General features: G+C 58.0%; 12 protein-coding genes. 9 read left to right on the top strand and 3 right to left on the bottom strand.

The genetic code is table 11. The features are described 5' to 3' along the window. Nucleotide 1 precedes the first annotated feature (1 nt). The 3 genes from IE061_RS05845 to IE061_RS05835 all read right to left on the bottom strand — a co-directional run bounded on the left by IE061_RS05845 (nt 2) and on the right by IE061_RS05835 (nt 2366). The gene (locus tag IE061_RS05845) at nt 2-214 is read right to left on the bottom strand and encodes a PA3496 family putative envelope integrity protein (protein WP_016916581.1); all 213 of its coding nucleotides are present in this window, start codon (nt 212-214) and stop codon (nt 2-4) included. A gap of 219 nt (nt 215-433) precedes the next feature. Beyond that, nucleotides 434-871, bottom strand: coding sequence for a PAS domain S-box protein (locus IE061_RS05840; protein ID WP_081192212.1), 438 nt, complete (start codon nt 869-871; stop codon nt 434-436). A gap of 181 nt (nt 872-1052) precedes the next feature. Beyond that, nucleotides 1053-2366: an MFS transporter gene (locus tag IE061_RS05835; protein ID WP_193461229.1), complete on the bottom strand. Its 1314-nt coding sequence runs from the start codon at nt 2364-2366 to the stop codon at nt 1053-1055. Nucleotides 2367-2478: 112 nt separating this feature from the next. On the opposite strand from IE061_RS05835, the gene IE061_RS05830 reads away from it, so the two are divergent. The 9 genes from IE061_RS05830 to IE061_RS05790 all read left to right on the top strand — a co-directional run bounded on the left by IE061_RS05830 (nt 2479) and on the right by IE061_RS05790 (nt 15944). Then, nucleotides 2479-2748: an Rdx family protein gene (locus IE061_RS05830; protein ID WP_039182071.1), complete on the top strand. Its 270-nt coding sequence runs from the start codon at nt 2479-2481 to the stop codon at nt 2746-2748. After that, entirely contained in the window at nt 2745-3632 is an 888-nt protein-coding gene (locus tag IE061_RS05825) for a DMT family transporter (RefSeq protein ID WP_193461228.1), read from the top strand. Before IE061_RS05830 ends, IE061_RS05825 begins: the two co-directional genes overlap by 4 nt. Nucleotides 3633-3908: 276 nt before the next feature. Then, the gene (locus tag IE061_RS05820; RefSeq protein ID WP_193461227.1) at nt 3909-5456 is read left to right on the top strand and encodes a TolC family outer membrane protein; all 1548 of its coding nucleotides are present in this window, start codon (nt 3909-3911) and stop codon (nt 5454-5456) included. Nucleotides 5457-5684: 228 nt separating this feature from the next. Beyond that, nucleotides 5685-7802: a type I secretion system permease/ATPase gene (locus IE061_RS05815; RefSeq protein WP_230478392.1), complete on the top strand. Its 2118-nt coding sequence runs from the start codon at nt 5685-5687 to the stop codon at nt 7800-7802. Further along, nucleotides 7802-9232, top strand: a complete 1431-nt coding sequence (locus tag IE061_RS05810; RefSeq protein WP_016916588.1) for an HlyD family type I secretion periplasmic adaptor subunit — start codon at nt 7802-7804, stop codon at nt 9230-9232. The genes IE061_RS05815 and IE061_RS05810 overlap by 1 nt, the downstream gene beginning before the upstream one ends. Then, entirely contained in the window at nt 9232-9867 is a 636-nt protein-coding gene (locus IE061_RS05805; RefSeq protein WP_040461386.1) for a response regulator transcription factor, read from the top strand. The genes IE061_RS05810 and IE061_RS05805 overlap by 1 nt, the downstream gene beginning before the upstream one ends. A gap of 200 nt (nt 9868-10067) precedes the next feature. After that, nucleotides 10068-13133, top strand: coding sequence for a UDP-N-acetylmuramoyl-tripeptide--D-alanyl-D-alanine ligase (locus IE061_RS05800; RefSeq protein WP_230478391.1), 3066 nt, complete (start codon nt 10068-10070; stop codon nt 13131-13133). A gap of 7 nt (nt 13134-13140) precedes the next feature. Further along, entirely contained in the window at nt 13141-14139 is a 999-nt protein-coding gene (locus tag IE061_RS05795; protein ID WP_193461224.1) for a hypothetical protein, read from the top strand. An 8-nt stretch (nt 14140-14147) separates the two neighbouring features. After that, entirely contained in the window at nt 14148-15944 is a 1797-nt protein-coding gene (locus tag IE061_RS05790; protein WP_230478390.1) for an ABC transporter ATP-binding protein, read from the top strand. The last annotated feature ends 213 nt before the right edge of the window (nt 15945-16157 follow it).

Raw genomic sequence — 16157 nt, 5'->3', positions numbered from 1 at the left:
GCTACTCTTCCTCATCCCAGTCGTCTTTGATGGCACGCTGCAGGCGTCGCTCTTCTAGCCATGCTTCCACCTGGCGCCGTGCGCGCAGGGTGTCGGCCTTGCTGGGTTTGCTCTTGGCGTATTGATCGTCGTTGACCGCGTCCAGGTTGTCGAAGTCGTCGGCGTCCAGCCCGTCGCTGGTGTAGGTCTCACGATTCAAGGGGTCACGGCTCATGGTATGCCCTCCAACCCAGGCCGGCGCACCGGCATCACAACGGCTCCCTTCCGCAGGGAGCACCTAACGCTAAACAAGCGCCTAGGCGCTATATAACGCCAGTTGGGATGAAGTTCAAGCACAAACTTGCCTTGGCCGCCATTAAATCCCCCAGAGCTACCAAAATCCCCAGAGCTACCAAAATCCCCAGAGCTACCAACAGCAGCATGGCCACAAACGCTATTCGGCCAGCGCCTGCTGCTTTTTCAACGCTGCCAAAGCCAGCTGGGCTTCGACCCGTTCGGTGACGTCTTTCTGCACGCCGATGAAGTACATCAGGTTATCGGCTTCATCATAAACCGGCGTAATCGATAGCTCGTTCCAGAACATCGTGCCGTCTTTACGATAGTTGCGCAGCACTTCGCGAGAGGGGCGGCCATCCTGTAGGGCATCACGAATCGACGCGAGGGCATCCTGATCGCGGTCTTCGTTCTGCAGAAAACGACAATCTCGATACAGGATTTCGTCTGCGCTGTAGCCGGTCAGTCGTTCGAAGCCTTTGTTGACATAAATCAGAATGTTTTCGTCACCTTCCTGCTCTGCAACGACAATGCCATCTTCAGAAGCATCAACAATGCGTTCGAGTAACTCCGGGCTGATCAAGGGAGATCGTTTCATCAATGGATTCCTGTTGCTTCTCGTCATTCTAGCCGTGTCGCTGTTCGTCAGCGCGAGGCGCGTATAGGTAGGGTAGGCGATGCCACTTACCACTGATTACCGCTAGGATAGCAAAAAAACCACGTTACGCCGTGATCCCCGCCCATCAGCGAGCATTGCACGGGTTTGCAATCCTTGAAGATCACTCTGCTTCTGGAAGGCGCTGAGCGCTTACCATGGCACCCAATGCAGTGACCGCCAGCACCAGCAGCAGAAGGCTGCTGCCAAGCCACTGGGCCAGCCCGCCAATCAGGCCACCCACTGCCAGCATGAGCACTCCTGTGAAAGTGTTGGACAGCGCCACATAGAGTGCTCGGTTGTCCTGACTGGCTATATCGACCAGGTAGGTTTTGCGGCCCAGGCGAACCCCATGGTGAATGATCATCAGCAGGGCATAAACGCAGGCGTAGGGCAGTACGCTGCGGGTCCACTCGCCCGGTAGCCAGGCAATGCCCGCGCCTAGGCAGCAACACAGAGCGGTACCGGCGGCAGCATCACGCATGACGCGGCGGCTGGAGTGGTCCGCGCGTTTGCCCCAGATGGGGCTGGCAATCATCGCTGACAACCCGGACACCACCACCATGATGCCTAGCCCGCCCAGCTCACTGCCGCTTTGTTGTTGGCCCAGCAGCGCCAGGTAGGGCAGGGCAAGCGCACTGGAAAGCAATAAGGCCCTGGCCAGATTGAAGTGCAGGAAGGTGCGATCCTCGCGCATCAGGGTGGCCCCGAGCTTGATACTGTCCCAGGCGTTTTCACCGCCTTCTACGGCCCCCGGCATTTCCTTGATGCGCGCGGCGCTGAACGCGTTGAGCAACCATCCCGCCGCCGCGACACATAGCAGCATGGCCAGCGCCACGTTACCTGGGCGATCACCGAACCACAGCAACACACCGCCCGCCGCCAGCGTGGCGGCACCTGCTACGCTGCCACTCCAGCCCATGAGGGTCCCTCGCCGGCGCTTGGCAATGGTCTTGCCCAATACGTCCTTGGTGGCGATCGACGAAAGCCCCCTCGCCAATGACAGCACCACCAGTACCGCCAACACCAGAAATCCGCCCACTGTTCCATTGCCCCAGAGCGCCAGTAGCGCGAGGCACAGTGCGGCCAAGGCTTGAAGCAGCGCTCCGGTGACCCATACCCACTTGCGCTGAGGTTTCAAGCGGATAAATCCTGCCACGAAAAGCTGAGGTAGCAGCGCACCAGCCTCGCGGATGGGGACCAGCATGCCCACCATCCAGACCGGCGCACCAATAATGCCCATCAACCAGGGCAGCACCAGCCGTGCACTGGAAAGTTCATCCGCCAGCTTGTTGCCCAATGCCGCCCACAAATGATGAAAAAAATTGCGCGGCTGCTCTTGGCAGGCGCCGTCAGGAATATCGGCGCACATGCGGCTATCATCATCGCCCGTCAGCCACTCATAGAGACGCGTTTGTGTAACATCCGGCTGGGCCATGGGGGTTCCTTGGCAGTTGCTAATATAAGATGACAGAATGGTTGATCAACATCATAGCGTAAGCAACACGATAATTTAGCTTGCCTGGGAATCGACCGATAAGGAGTACGTCATGCCGCAGATCCGGATTCGCTACTGCACCCAGTGCCAATGGCTGCTGCGCAGCGGCTGGTACGCTCAAGAGTTACTTTCTACCTTTGGTGAGCAGCTCGATCAGGTGGCGTTGGTGCCTTCCCATGGCGGCAGCTTCGAAATCTGGTGCGATGATACGCTGCTTTGGGAGCGTAAACGTGACGGCGGCTTTCCAGACATCAAGACCCTCAAGCAGCAGGTGCGTGATCATATCGACCCCGAGCGTGATCTTGGGCACATAGACCGATGAGTCAGGACAGAACAGCCATCCTGTATGGGCTGGGGGCCGTGGCGCTATGGTCAACGGTCGCGACTGCCTTCAAGCTGGCGCTCTCCTGGATGAGCCCGATAGAGCTGATGTGGCTGGCGGCGCTGGTGTCGTGGCTGCTGATGGGGGGGCTGGTGGCCGTTCAGGGGCACATGCGCCAGGCGCTCAGGCATGGATGGCGTACGGCCCTGTGGGCGGGGCTGATGAACCCCGTAGCATATTATCTGGTGTTGTTTGCAGCCTACGACCGCCTGCCGGGACAAGAGGCCATGGCCTTGAACTACACCTGGGCATTGGCCATGGCGTTTTTGGCAGTCCCCTTGTTAGGACATCGGTTGACGCGTAGAGACATCGTGGCAGGGCTCATTGCCTATGCGGGCGTATGGGTGATTGCGACCCGAGGCGACGTATTGAACGTTGCGTTCGAAGATGCATTAGGGGTAGCGCTGGCCCTTGCGTCAACGTTGTTGTGGGCACTGTACTGGTTGCTGAATGCGCGGGATGCACGTCCGCCGTTGGTAGGGCAGTGGCAAAATTTCAGTGTCGGGTTACCCGTTTTAACCGTTCTGTTACTTTTGGGGCCTGGCTTTCAGTGGCATGGCATGGTGGCACTGGCATCCGGGGTTTACGTGGGGCTATTCGAGATGGGCATTGCCTTCGTGCTTTGGCAGTTGGCAATCCACAAAACTTCTCGAACCGCCAAGGTATCTACGCTGATATTCCTCTCTCCACCGGTGTCACTCATGCTGCTTTATGTCGTGGTAGGCGAGCCGCTGCTGGGCTCGACGCTGATTGGCCTGTTGCTGATATTGATGGGCCTGGCTTTCCAGCAATGGCCCAGAAAAGCGCCTCTCGAGACGGGCTGAATGTTTTTTTCAGCACTTTATTGTAAATTTTTGTGACTTTTGTTTTTATGGCTTGCGACTGGCGCTCAGACGTTTAATTTTAGCTAATGTCAATTTGCCAGGGTGTTTTGTCTAGGTAACACTCATGGTCAATTGAGCTCGGCGACAACAAAGCGCGATGAGTCAGTGTCGGCGGGTAAGCAGCCAAGGGGGTAACAATGCGCGGCAGCGTTGTTGCATAGGGAAAAGGCTACTTGCTCATCTGCAGCGAGAAACGTTCATAAGGGATCCATGGCCATGAAGAACAACGCGACAACACCAACAACACCCACTTTTCTACAACGCGGCTTGCTCCCCGCAGTCGTGGCAACGCTCAGTTGCCTGCCGCTGACTGTGCTGGCTCAAAACCTGCCTTCCACGCTGTACGCGCCGGGCTCGACAGATGTGGTCAGCACCATTCAGCAAAGCATCGTCAGTAACCCCCAGGTCAATGCTGCGTGGGCCAATTTCAGCGCGACAGGCAGCGACGTGCGTGTTGCCCAAGGCAATTATCTGCCTTCCATCGATGTCTCGGCGGGGGTCGGTCGCAGGGACCAGCAGAACGATGGCCGGGGCAGTTACAACAGTGACTTCGCCGAGCTGACCCTGACCCAGATGGTCTTCGATGGCTTCGCGACGCGTAGTGAAGTGGAGCGTCTGGATCGTACGCGGCTGATTGCCTATTTCGAGCTGCTGGGGGCCAGTGAAAATATTGCGTTGGAAACGTTCCAAGCGTATCTGGATGTCATGCGTTTCCGTGAAATGGTGCGTTTGGCGCAGGATAACTACCGTGAACACCGCCGCGTGTTTTCGCAGATCGAAGAGCGCGCCCTTTCGGGTGCGGGCAGAGGGGTAGACCTAGCGCAAATCAGTGGCCGTCTGGCGCTTGCCGAGTCCAACCTGATGACCGAAGCCTCCAACCTTCATGACGTGACGGCGCGCTATCAGCGCCTGGTCGGCCAGCTGCCGCCTCAGAACATGACGCCTGCGCCCTCACTGGCGGCTGATTTGCCTGCCGATGTGGGTCAAGCGATCCAGATGGCGTTCCAGGGTAACCCTGAATTCCATGCGGCCATCGAGAACATTGCTGCCCAGCGTGCCGTGCAGAGCGCAGAGCGTGCTGCGTTCATGCCGCGTCTGGATATCCAAGGGCGTACCGGCACCAATAATCAGGATGACGCCATTTCAGGACGTCGCGACGAGCACAGCATCCAGCTGGTCGCGAGCATGAACCTTTACCGCGGTGGTGCTGACAGTGCTGCCTTCGAGGCGGCCACTACCCGTATCGAGCAGGCGGTCAACCAGCGCGAAGTCGCCTGTACCAACGTGCGTCAGACCACGCAAATTGCTTACAACGATACCCAGCGCATCGGTGAGCAGCTGCGCTATTTGAATGACCATCGTCAGTCCATCGACCGAGTTCGGGGGGCCTATCAGCAGCAGTTCGACATTGGGCAGCGCACTCTGCTGGACGTGCTGGACAGCGAAAACGAGTTCTTCGAGGCCAGCCGTGCCTATGCCAACGCAGAGTTTGACCTGACGCTGGCCCAGGCCCGCACCTTGGCTGCCATGGGCCAGTTGATGCAAACCCTGGAGGTCGCCCGTGACGACATCCCCAGCCTGGCAGAGCTTGGCTACGAAGGCATGGCGCAGAATCCCGAAATGGCGTGTGGTACGGAAGGGCCGCGCGGGTTTACGCTGGAAGACTTCACTCGAGGTATCAGTGCCCAGTTCAGTCACGAGTCAACTAGCCAGTCACCGGTGTACGCGTCAGCAGCCACCTATGTGATGATGCCTGACGTCTAAACAGTGTCGCTACGGCTGACGGTGTTCCATGGTTTTGAAAACGCCGTCAGTCTAGCTATCCATTATTATCCGGCTCACAAAAGCCCACCGCTGGCGGCCACTTTTTAGTCGTCAGGCATGTATAGTTAAGCGCTTCCCTGAGGATACGAGGTCTGTGTGACACAAGCGAAGCTAACGAAGACAGACGCAGCAAACTCATTTGCCAGCGAGCCGCCAGGTGGCGATGAATTGCTGGAATGCCTCAAGGCAATTGCCTCGTTTCATCAGCATGAAGTCTCTGCAGAAGCATTGCGAGCGGGGTTGCCGCTGGAAGACGGCAAGCTAACGCCTTCTGTGTTTGGCCGGGCAGCCTCCAGAGCTGGGCTGACTGCGCGTATCGTCAAAAGCCCACTCTCAGGGCTCAATCCAGCACTGCTACCTGCTGTGCTGCTACTCGAACCTGGCCGGGCCTGTGTGCTGTTGGCCATTGATCTCAAACAGCAAAAAGCCCGTGTGCTGTTTCCTGAACTGACGGAATCCGAAGTCGAAATCCCTTTAGCGGAGCTCCATGCGGGCTATAGCGGCGATGCCATTTACGTTCGCCCGAAGTTTCTGACGGACAATGCTTCCGAACCAGGCGTCAATAGTAAGAAGCGCCGGGATCAGCACTGGTTTTGGGGCGTAATTCGCGAGAATCGGCGGTTATATAGAGACATCGTATTGGGGTCGGTGGCCATCAACCTGTTTGCCATCGCCATGCCGCTTTTCGTGCTCAACGTATACGACCGCGTCGTACCCAATCAGGCGACTGAAACATTGTGGGTGCTGGCTGTCGGTATTTTTATCGTCTTGTGTTTCGATTTGGCGCTGCGACTGATGCGCAGCAGCTTCGTTGATCTGGCGGCCAGTCGTGCGGATGTCAAGCTGTCATCGTCCATTATGGCGAAATCGCTAGGGCTGCGGCTCGAAGAGCGGCCTGCTTCCACCGGCTCGTTTACCTCGACGCTTCAATCCTTCGAGTCGGTGCGGGCCTTCATTGGTTCTGCGACCATTCTGGGCATCGTCGATCTGCCGTTCGTGCTGATGTTTGCGGCGATCATCGCGCTGATCAACCCTTGGCTGGTGCTGCCCGTGCTGGTGGGCATTGTGTTCGTTCTGCTTTACGCGCTGGCTGCTCAAGGCAAGTTGCACGAGTTGTCAAAAACCACTTGGGAAGTGGGGGCGCAGCGTAACTCCTTGCTTGTAGAGTCAATTTCCCAGCTGGAGAACGTCAAGGCCCTGCGAGCCGAAAGCCGCATTCAGCGGCAATGGGAAAAAGCATCTGCATTTCTGGCCAAAACCGGTAGCCAGCTGAAAATGGTCAGTACGTCGGTATCCAACGTGGCGCTATGGGCTCAGCATAGCGTCGCGGTCTGCGTGATCATTATCGGTGTCTACCAGATTATCGAAGGTAATCTCACCCAAGGGGGGCTAATCGCGGCCTACATGCTGTCTTCCCGTGCCATGTCGCCCATTAGCCAAACGGCAGCGCTACTGGCGCAGTACCATCAGTCTGCTACTACCTTGGAAACGCTCAACACCGTAATGGATAAGAAAAGCGAGCGTCATGAGGGCAAGTCCTACGTCGAAAAACCCAGCTTCGAAGGTAATATCCGTCTCGAGAAAGTCACCCTGCGCTACCCGGATGAAGAGCGCGATGCTTTGCGTGAGGTCTCGATTCACATCAAGGCAGGAGAGAAAGTCGCCCTGCTGGGTCGTATTGGCTGTGGCAAGTCATCTCTCAATAAGCTGATCATGGGGTTCTATCAGCCAACGGCAGGTGCCGTGCTGGTCGACAACGTCGATATCCGCCAGCTGGATCCGCTGCATCTGCGCCGCCATATTGGCTATGTGCCGCAGGATGTCAGTCTGTTCTCGGGTTCCTTGCGCGAGAACATCGTAGCCGGGGGTGGGAATGACCGCGTCGATGACGAAGCATTGCTCAGGGCGCTGGAACTCGCCGGGCTGGAAACACTGGTGAATGGCCACCCTCACGGGGTGGATTTGCAGGTGGGCGAGCGCGGTCAGGCATTGTCTGGTGGGCAAAAGCAGGCGGTGGCCATTGCCCGAGCGCTGGTGCAGGACCCGCCCATCTTGCTGTTGGACGAGCCGACCAGCTCCATGGACAACGCCAGTGAAGAAGCCTTCAAGGCCAATCTGACCCGCATATCGGCAGGCAAGACGATTCTCGTGGTGACCCACCGCACATCGCTGCTGTCGCTGGTCGATCGCATCATCGTCATGGATGCGGGCAAAGTGGTGGCCGATGGCCCCCGCGATACCGTGGTGGAGGCCTTGCGTAAAGGGCAAATCGGGAGGGCTTCCTGATGGCACGCAAGCCTTCCGTGACACCAGAGCAAAAAGGCTTCGATGCGATTGGCCGTTTTTCCGAAAAGGGTCAAAAACCGTTCCGACCTTTCATGGATCGACTGTTCGCCAAACGGGTCACCTCTGCGCACCTGAATCGGGATTGGGCAAGCGACACCGACTGGGCGCGCATGCAGCAAGAGCCTATCCGTGCGCGCCTGTTTCTCTATACGGTACTGCTGACCATCGTAGCCCTGCTGACATGGTCCTATTTCGCCGCCATCGATGAAGTGACCCGAGGCACGGGCCGCGTCATCCCCGCCAGCCAGCTCCAGCGGATCCAATCCTTCGACGGCGGGGTGGTCAATCAGATCATGATCCGTGAAGGGCAGCTGGTCAGTGCGGGAGATGTGCTGATGCAGATCGACCCTACCCGCTTCGTCTCGGATTTCAGGGAAAACCGCGCCCAGCGCTTTGCGCTGGAGGCACGTGCCGAGCGGTTAAGGGCGCTGGCCACCAATTCACCCTTCGAACCCTCCGATGAGCTGCGCGAAGAAGTGCCGCATATCGTCATGCAAGAGCGCGAGGTGTACGAGAGTCGTCGCGAAGAGCTGCGCGAGCAGGAAAACGTACTCAATGACCGTATCCGTCAGCGTCGAGAAGAGCTACGTGAAGCACAGGCACGGCGCGACACGGCTCAGCGTGAAGCGAACATGGCTAGCCAGGAACTGAACCTGACGCGCCCCTTGCTGGCATCCGGTGCGGTGTCGGAAGTGGAAGTGCTGCGTTTGCAGCGGGAAGTATCGCGTGCCACGGGTGAGCGCAACCAGGCAGATGCCTCGGTGTCACGTTTGCAAGCTGCCGTGGAAGAAGCCGAAACTCAGTTGAGGGAACTGGGGGCCGAGCGTCGCAGCGAGTGGCGTAATGATTTGGCCCAAGCGCTGGGTGATTTGAATGCCCTGCAGCAGTCAGGCACTGGCTTGCAGGATCGCGTCCGGTTGACGGAGATCCGGTCACCGGTAGACGGCATCGTACAGCGTATCCACATCAATACGATTGGTGGTGTCGCTCAGCCGGGCCAGGAAGTTGTGGAAATCGTGCCGACCGATGATCAACTTCTGGTGGAGGCACGCATCGCCCCGCAGGATATCGCCTTCCTGCACCCGGGCCAGCCAGCCACCATCAAGCTCACCGCCTACGACTACGCGATTTATGGTGGGTTGCAGGCCGAACTCGAGCATATCAGCGCTGACACTATTACCGATGATGATGGCAATACCTTCTATCTGGTTCGCGTGCGCAGCCAGGAGAATGAAAACGTAGCCGACCGGCTGCAGGTCATACCGGGGATGACCGCACAAGTGGATATCGTCACCGGTAAGCGAACCGTCATGCAGTTCATGCTGAAACCTGTTTTAAGGGCGTGGCGAGATTCCATGGGAGAGCGCTGATGAAACACTGGTTTATAACAACAGACGGGAGTTTGAAGGCGCGCTGGAAAAAAGCGTTTCAGGATGTGGGAGCCCTGACGCCTGACACCCTGGGCCAGCACGTAGTGCCCAATGATCTTGTGTGGCTTTCCACTACCGTGGATAGCTGGCCACTCATGGTTCCTGCGCTGATAGAGCAGGGTGCCATCGTGGTGGTGCTGAGCTACACCCCCGACGACCGTGAAGCGCTAAGGGCATTGGACCTGGGCGCCAGAGGCTATGTGCACACCTTGGCGGCGGCTGATGTGCTGAACCAGGTGGCTCTGGTCGTAACCCATCAGGGTGTTTGGGTAGGGCAAGAGTTACTGGCGAAAGTCCTCGGTGGTACGTTCAAGGCTCTTCAGCAGCGCGTTGACCATGACCGTTATCAACACAGCGACTACCTGCAGCTGCTCACCGAGCGAGAGCGTGGCGTTGCGTTGGCCGTGGCGCGTGGCGCCACGAACAAAGAGGTGGCCCGCCAGCTGGAGATCACGGAGCGCACGGTCAAAGCGCATCTGAGCGCTATTTTTCGAAAGCTGTCAGTACGCGACCGGCTGCAGCTGATTCTCAAGTTGGCGCCGGTGGCGGAGCATGCCCCTGACAACGTTGAGTGACCCGCTGTGGCTGCGTTTTTGGGGGCCACATCGTTGCACACCAAAGCGTCCGCTGCCAGTACCTCACCTCGTTCGTCACTTACACCCTCACTACTTACGCGAGCCATGACATGTCGGATCACGCCGTTCAGGAAGCACACGTTGCCCGTGAGGCTATCCACTCAGCCTTGCATGATGCTTTGCATGCTGTGGGATCTGACGTGTTGTCACAATGGCGGCATCAGCATGCCAGCGTAGCCCCTTTCGATTCACTGTTACTGGTCTCGGTGAGCGACGGCTATACGCGAGCTCAGGTCACGACGCTGACGGTCGATGTCAGCGCACTGCGGGCTGGCCAGTGGGAAGTACTGGTGCCTGCGCTTGAACAAGCGATTACCCGACTGCAGCGCAAATTCGAGCATCCGTTGGTGGGGTGTCGCATCGAGTGGCCTTTCGCCGTGCGTGAAGGTCGTTGGGGGGCCTTCAAGCAGGAACTCACGCGCTATAAGCGTAGCTACTTTCGCAGTGGTTTGGCGTTTGAAGGCAAGCGCGAAGCCAGGCTACTGCTCAGTGAAATGGAGCTGAATGCCAACGCCTGCCTGTATGGCGGGCACCAGGTGGGCCATGCGCAAATCAACCAGGCCCACCTGGAGCGCTACCTCAAGGCCCGCCACGGCTCTAGCCAGATGCCAAGCTTTACCGACGATATGCCCATGTGGAGTTTTGCCACGGCTGGCGTCTTTTTGGCGTTTGGCGGTGAACAGCCGAGCCATCATCTTCTGAGCACGCAGCCTCGCTGCTGGGGGCGTCGTGAAACTCCGCCGTTGACGCCTGCCTCCACCGCTGAACTGATAGCCCGCTCGACGCGCTTTCTGGGTAGGCAGGTACAGGCGAATGGCCGCTATGTGTATGGTTATTTTCCCTGTTTCAATCGTGACATTGGCACCTATAACATCCTCCGCCATGCCAGCAGTACTTATGCGCTCCTGGAAGGTTATGAAAGCTGCCTTACTCAACGGCTTCTTGACGATGAACAGCTCCGCCAGTTGCATGGCCAGATAGACCGCGCGTTGGAGAGCTTGCGCGATCGGGACATCATCGAGCGTGATGGCGCGGCCTATGTGGTCGACACGGGAAACATCATCAAACTAGGGGCTAATGCAGTGGCTATCCTGGCCCTGGTCAAGTATCAGCAGGTGATGGACGATGACCGCTATGCTGCGTTGGCCGACGCGCTGGCGTTGGGGATCGTCCGCATGCAGGAGGCTGATGGCAGCTTCGTGCATGTGCTGAATGCGGCGGATTTATCGCTCAAGGAAAAGAGCCGAATCATCTACTACGATGGCGAAGCGGCCTTTGCGCTGATGCGGCTTTACGGCCAGACTCGTAACCCCCAGTGGCTTGCGTGTGTCGTCAAGGCCTTTGACTATTTTATCGACAACGGCCATGAGCAGGCCCACGATCACTGGCTGGCCTACTGTACCAATGAGCTGGTGATGTACCGCCCCGAGCGCCGCTATTTTGAATTCGCAGTGCGCAACGTAGCAGGGTACATCGACTTCATCCGTGACCGGATCACCACTTTCCCAACGCTGTTGGAACTCTCCATGGCGTTCCACAAGACACTGCTCACGCTGGAGCAGATGCCGGAGCTTGCCGATGTGCTCGATGGCCTAGACATCGATGCGTTCTATCACGCGCTGCATACCCGCGCGAACTACCTGCAAAATGGATTTTTCTGGCCGGAAGTGGCCATGTACTTCAAGGCACCGCATACCGTTCAAGATGCCTTTTTCATCCGTCATCATGGCTTCCGCGTGCGCATCGACGATGTCGAGCACTATCTCTCTGGCTTGGTGGCCTATCAGCAATTGCTTGGCCATGGTCGGCAGGCGAGTTTCAGGGTGGGCGAGGGCAAGCTGGAGGCCGAACCACTGGCATCGATGACCAAGGGGCGCTGGCATGTGATGCCGCCAATGGGCTGGCAGGCCACAGGGCTATGTTGCAAACAATCGTTTTTCGAGCCAGGTCATCTCGTGGTGGCGAGAGGCAGGGCTGATAAAGGCTTTTTTACGGAAGCCGCCATAAAAGTGCTGGTGGAGCAGGGGGCCTCGGCCATCATATGTGAACAAGGCGAGGTTTACCAAGCGCTTGGGGTGCCCATTCTGCAGGTAGAGGATGTCAGGGCCGCGGTGCTCGCCATTGGGCAACATCAGCGCCGCCAGTTTCGTGGGCGAGTGGTCGGAGTCACGGGAAGCGCGGGCAAGACCACCGTGGTAGCGATGTTGGCACACGCTTTGGATGACGGCCCCGTGGGGCAGAGTCGAGGGAGTGCCAACTTGCCCATCGGGGTGGCCTGGAATCTGGCGTCCATGCCGCAAACGGCAAACTATTGGGCCGTCGAGATGGCCATTGGCTCCATGGCGGTCAATACAGCGCTGGCGCGGCCTGACCTTGCCATCATCACCAACATTGCCGCGTCGCATCTTGTCTATCACCACTCTCTCGATGAAATTGCTCGAAAGAAAGCGCGCATCTTCAGGAGCATGGCGCCCGGTGGAGTGGCGATTCTCTATCGCGACAGTGCCCATTTCGCGTACCTTGCAGGGCAAGCACGACATTACCGCTTGACGGTGATCAGTTTTGGAGAGCATGAGGAAGCGGATGTTCGACTGCTGGAATATCAGGGGCAGGTCGGACAAGTCTGTATCGATGGCAATGCATATACCGTCGAGCTGGCCGCGGCAGGGCGCCATATGATGTTGAATGCCCTCGCCATATTGGCCGTCGCCCAGCATGACCGGCTGCCTTTGTCGAAGGTCATCGAGCGGTTGCGCACTTTTCAGGCAGTCCCGGGCCGAGGTGCCGTCACGCCTCTGCACTACCAGGGGATGCACATCACTCTGCATGATGAAGCCTACAACGCCAACCCGCTTTCCATGCGTATGGCGCTGGAAGCCTTTGCTGCCTTGCCGGTCAAGGGGGAAAGTAAGCTGTTGATCATGGGCGACATGCTTGAGTTGGGCGAGGAGGCAGAAGTGCTGCACCGTGAGTTGTCGCCGTTGATTGCCGCCTTGGCCACACGGCTTGTGCTGCTATGTGGCCCGCTGAGCCAAACGCTGTTGGCGACGTTGGGCGGTGAAGAAGAGGGCGTTTATCACTACTCGGAGGTCAAGGCGCTCAAGGCGGACCTCGTGAAGCACCTGCAGCCAGGTGATCATGTGCTTGTCAAAGCGTCCCATGGCGTGGGGCTTTCATCGCTGTTTGCACCGTCGAACCATGGGTAGGCAGGCCGTGCGGACGACCCAGCGCCGCTGGTTGACGTTCGCCGCCTTGCTGGTGAGTGCGGTTCCCGCCCTGGCACAGCCTTCTCAGGAAGCGGGTGTTTGTCATACGCTGACACGTGAACCTGCCTTGTCGATAGTGGAAGCGGTGCAGATGCCAGATGTGTCGGGTGCGGTGACCCATTTTGCCGTACAGGCGCCCGAGCCGCCGGTCTCCAGGGATACCCTCAGGCAGGATGATATCGCCACTCAACTAGCGGCTGCCCACGCGCTATTTCAGGAGGTGCTGGGCCTGACGCCACCGCTACACATGCCACGTTATCGACATGCCGAGGCGATGGTGGTGATTCTGCGAGACGATCAGGTGCGCGGCGGGCAAGCCTATGACGAAGTGGTGCGTAACCCTGCTACGCCAGGGTGCCATATTCGCATGGCGCTGGGAGGTGGCGTGGACGCCTCTGGCAATCTGACGCCTGCCCACGAGCTTTTTCATCTCTACCAAAACGCCCATATGATGTTCAAACAGGGGTGGTTACACGAAGGCTTGGCGCGCTGGTCGGAGTCGCTGTTGAGTGGCGACGTGCAGCCCGGCCCACCTTTACCCACGGATAGCCTTGCATTGGAAAGGGTCATGCAGTCCAGCTATGGTGCGGTGAGTTTTTGGCAGCGGCTATTCTATTTGCTCGACCCTCAAGGCAGTATTTCCTTGCCCAGGTCACTGATATCGCTGCGCTACCAAGATGGTAGCCACGTCGTTGAGCTTGAACGCCTGTACGGCAGCCGTTTCGTGGCGCCCCTGTTCGACGCGCTCCACCAGGCCAGTATCGCTTTGGCTCAACAGCAGCAGTGGCCCCTCTATGGGTGGGCCGAAGCCGAACAGCGCAGTACACACTACAACGACGTTATCCTGGCCGCCTTACGACACGCGATATCGACCTATACATTGCAGCCAGACCAGCCGGATGAGCTGCGAGCGTTCATGCAACTGATCGATGCCAGGTTGGAGTAATGTACCTCATGTTCGCGAATGCAGAGCAGGTGGCTCATCGTCAGCATCTGCGTGCCTTGATGGGCGCACTCTTGCAGGAAGTGATTTATCCGTTTCGCTGGCGAGTGCTCGTCATTATCGTCATGCAGGTAGCGGCACAAGCGCTGCTGCTGGCCAGCTTGTTATTGCCCTGGCAACTGTTGCAGGTATTGATGACCGGTCAAAGCCGCTTGACCAATGGGCTACCGGCGCGGTTTGGCGATAATGACAAGATCGTCATGCTGTTGGCATTGGCTGTCCTCTGCTTTTGTGCCTTCGCTCTGCTTCAGTGGCTGATCAAGCGCTGCATTTCACGCTTCTTCGATACCTTACTGAAAACGCTCAACAAGACGCGCCTGGTGGCCAATCATCGCGCCTTGGGTAGGCGCGTGCTGACCATCGTGCTGGGAGCGCTATCCTCGGCCTGCATTGCGCTGCTGTTTTGCCTGGTCATTGGGTCATTACACCCTGTGCTGGGATTGCTGGCGGCGGCCTGTGTGGCGACCCTGATGGGCATCGTGGTGCGGCATTATCGTTTCGAAAAAGTGCCCCAGATTCAGGAAAAGCTGCAAAGCAACGTGTTGACGGTGATCAATGTCAGCTTTGCGCTGGGGTTCGGCATCCTGGTCATCGATTATATTTATGGCTCGGTGCGCCCCCTGTTCATGCTGTTCATCCTGCTGATTGCCCTGCGTCAAATGATGGCTGCCAGCGTCAATGGCATCGTCAACGTGCTAGGGATCATCAAGCATTTTCAGCACATCAATATGCTGCTGCTGCCCCGTACACGGCAAGTATTCATAGAGGAGGCCACAGATTTCCTCCAACGCTTCGAAGCAGCAAGGTTGGCTCAATGGTTGCCCGGCTGGCTTGCCGAACGTCATCATGGCGTCTTCGAGATCGTCGAATGCCGCCTGCTTCATGGGCGTACCGTTTCCCACGTGCTGCTACGTGCTCAACACGGCAGCGCGCCACCCGCTTACTGGCTGTTGAAATGCTACGTGCCCGCTCGGGAGAACGAGGCGCATCATGAAGTGGCATTGCTCGAAGAGCATCATATGACAGCCTGCGCAGTACAGCCCGAAGTGCCCAGGCTGCTCGAGCATGGTGGCTTGCTCTGGTGCCGTTACGTGGTGCTGAACGTCGGGAGCCAGCGCCCACAGTGGCTAAACTCTGAAGAGCGCAAACCCTGGATGGCCCCACTTCGCAAGGCGCTGCTGCAACTACCGGTCTCCCAGGGGCTCGTGATGCAATATCGAGCCACCTTCGCTTCGCTGCCTGAGCGCATGAGGAGCATCGACACCGCCTGGTTTGATTACCTTGCCCATGAAGACAGGGAAGCCTTTCAGGTAGCGCGTTTCAAAGAGTGCTGGCCACATATCATTGCCTTGGTCGAGAAGGTGCCTCAATGCCTGACCATCCATAATCCCGCCAGCGCGCGCCTGGCCTTGGTAGATAATAAGCAGTTGCTGCTGTTGGATTGGCATGGGTGGGCTCATGACACGCTGGGAAGCTACTGGCCTCTCTCGGCCAAGCTGGCGTCAGAGGTGCAAACGCTGCTGGCAGCCCAATGGCCAATGCTGTGCGCCTGCCCCAGGTGGGCGGAGTTACAGACCCCTGACGTGGCGGCACATCATGTTGCTCTTGCTGCCCGTGCCCATGAGTTTTGCCACCGTTGCCGAGCCAGTAACGATGCGGGTGCGCTCAACATGTTGCCAGGTATTCTGAAAGCGCAAGAGGCTCTTCTCACAGCGACGGGACACGACGTTTCGTACGCCGCCAAATAAGCCCGATTCATCCTTTTTTCTTATTGGCCACCAGTACAATAGGCAGCCCCGTTCGCTACCACTATCTTGTTTAAAATGCCGCTAATAGGCATCGCTACGTTCGTGGCGACTAGGGAGCGTTAACAATTAGGCCAGCCATATGACGGCGGATACAAGGTTGAGTAGCGACTGGTAGTTTCTCGCCAGTCGCTCATAGCGTGTTGCCAGCCGCCT

Origin of the sequence: Vreelandella hamiltonii (genome assembly GCF_014651795.1) — a bacterium.
In the GTDB taxonomy this organism is placed as follows: Bacteria; Pseudomonadota; Gammaproteobacteria; order Pseudomonadales; family Halomonadaceae; genus Vreelandella; species Vreelandella hamiltonii.
This window is presented reverse-complemented; position numbering and strand designations above follow the sequence as displayed.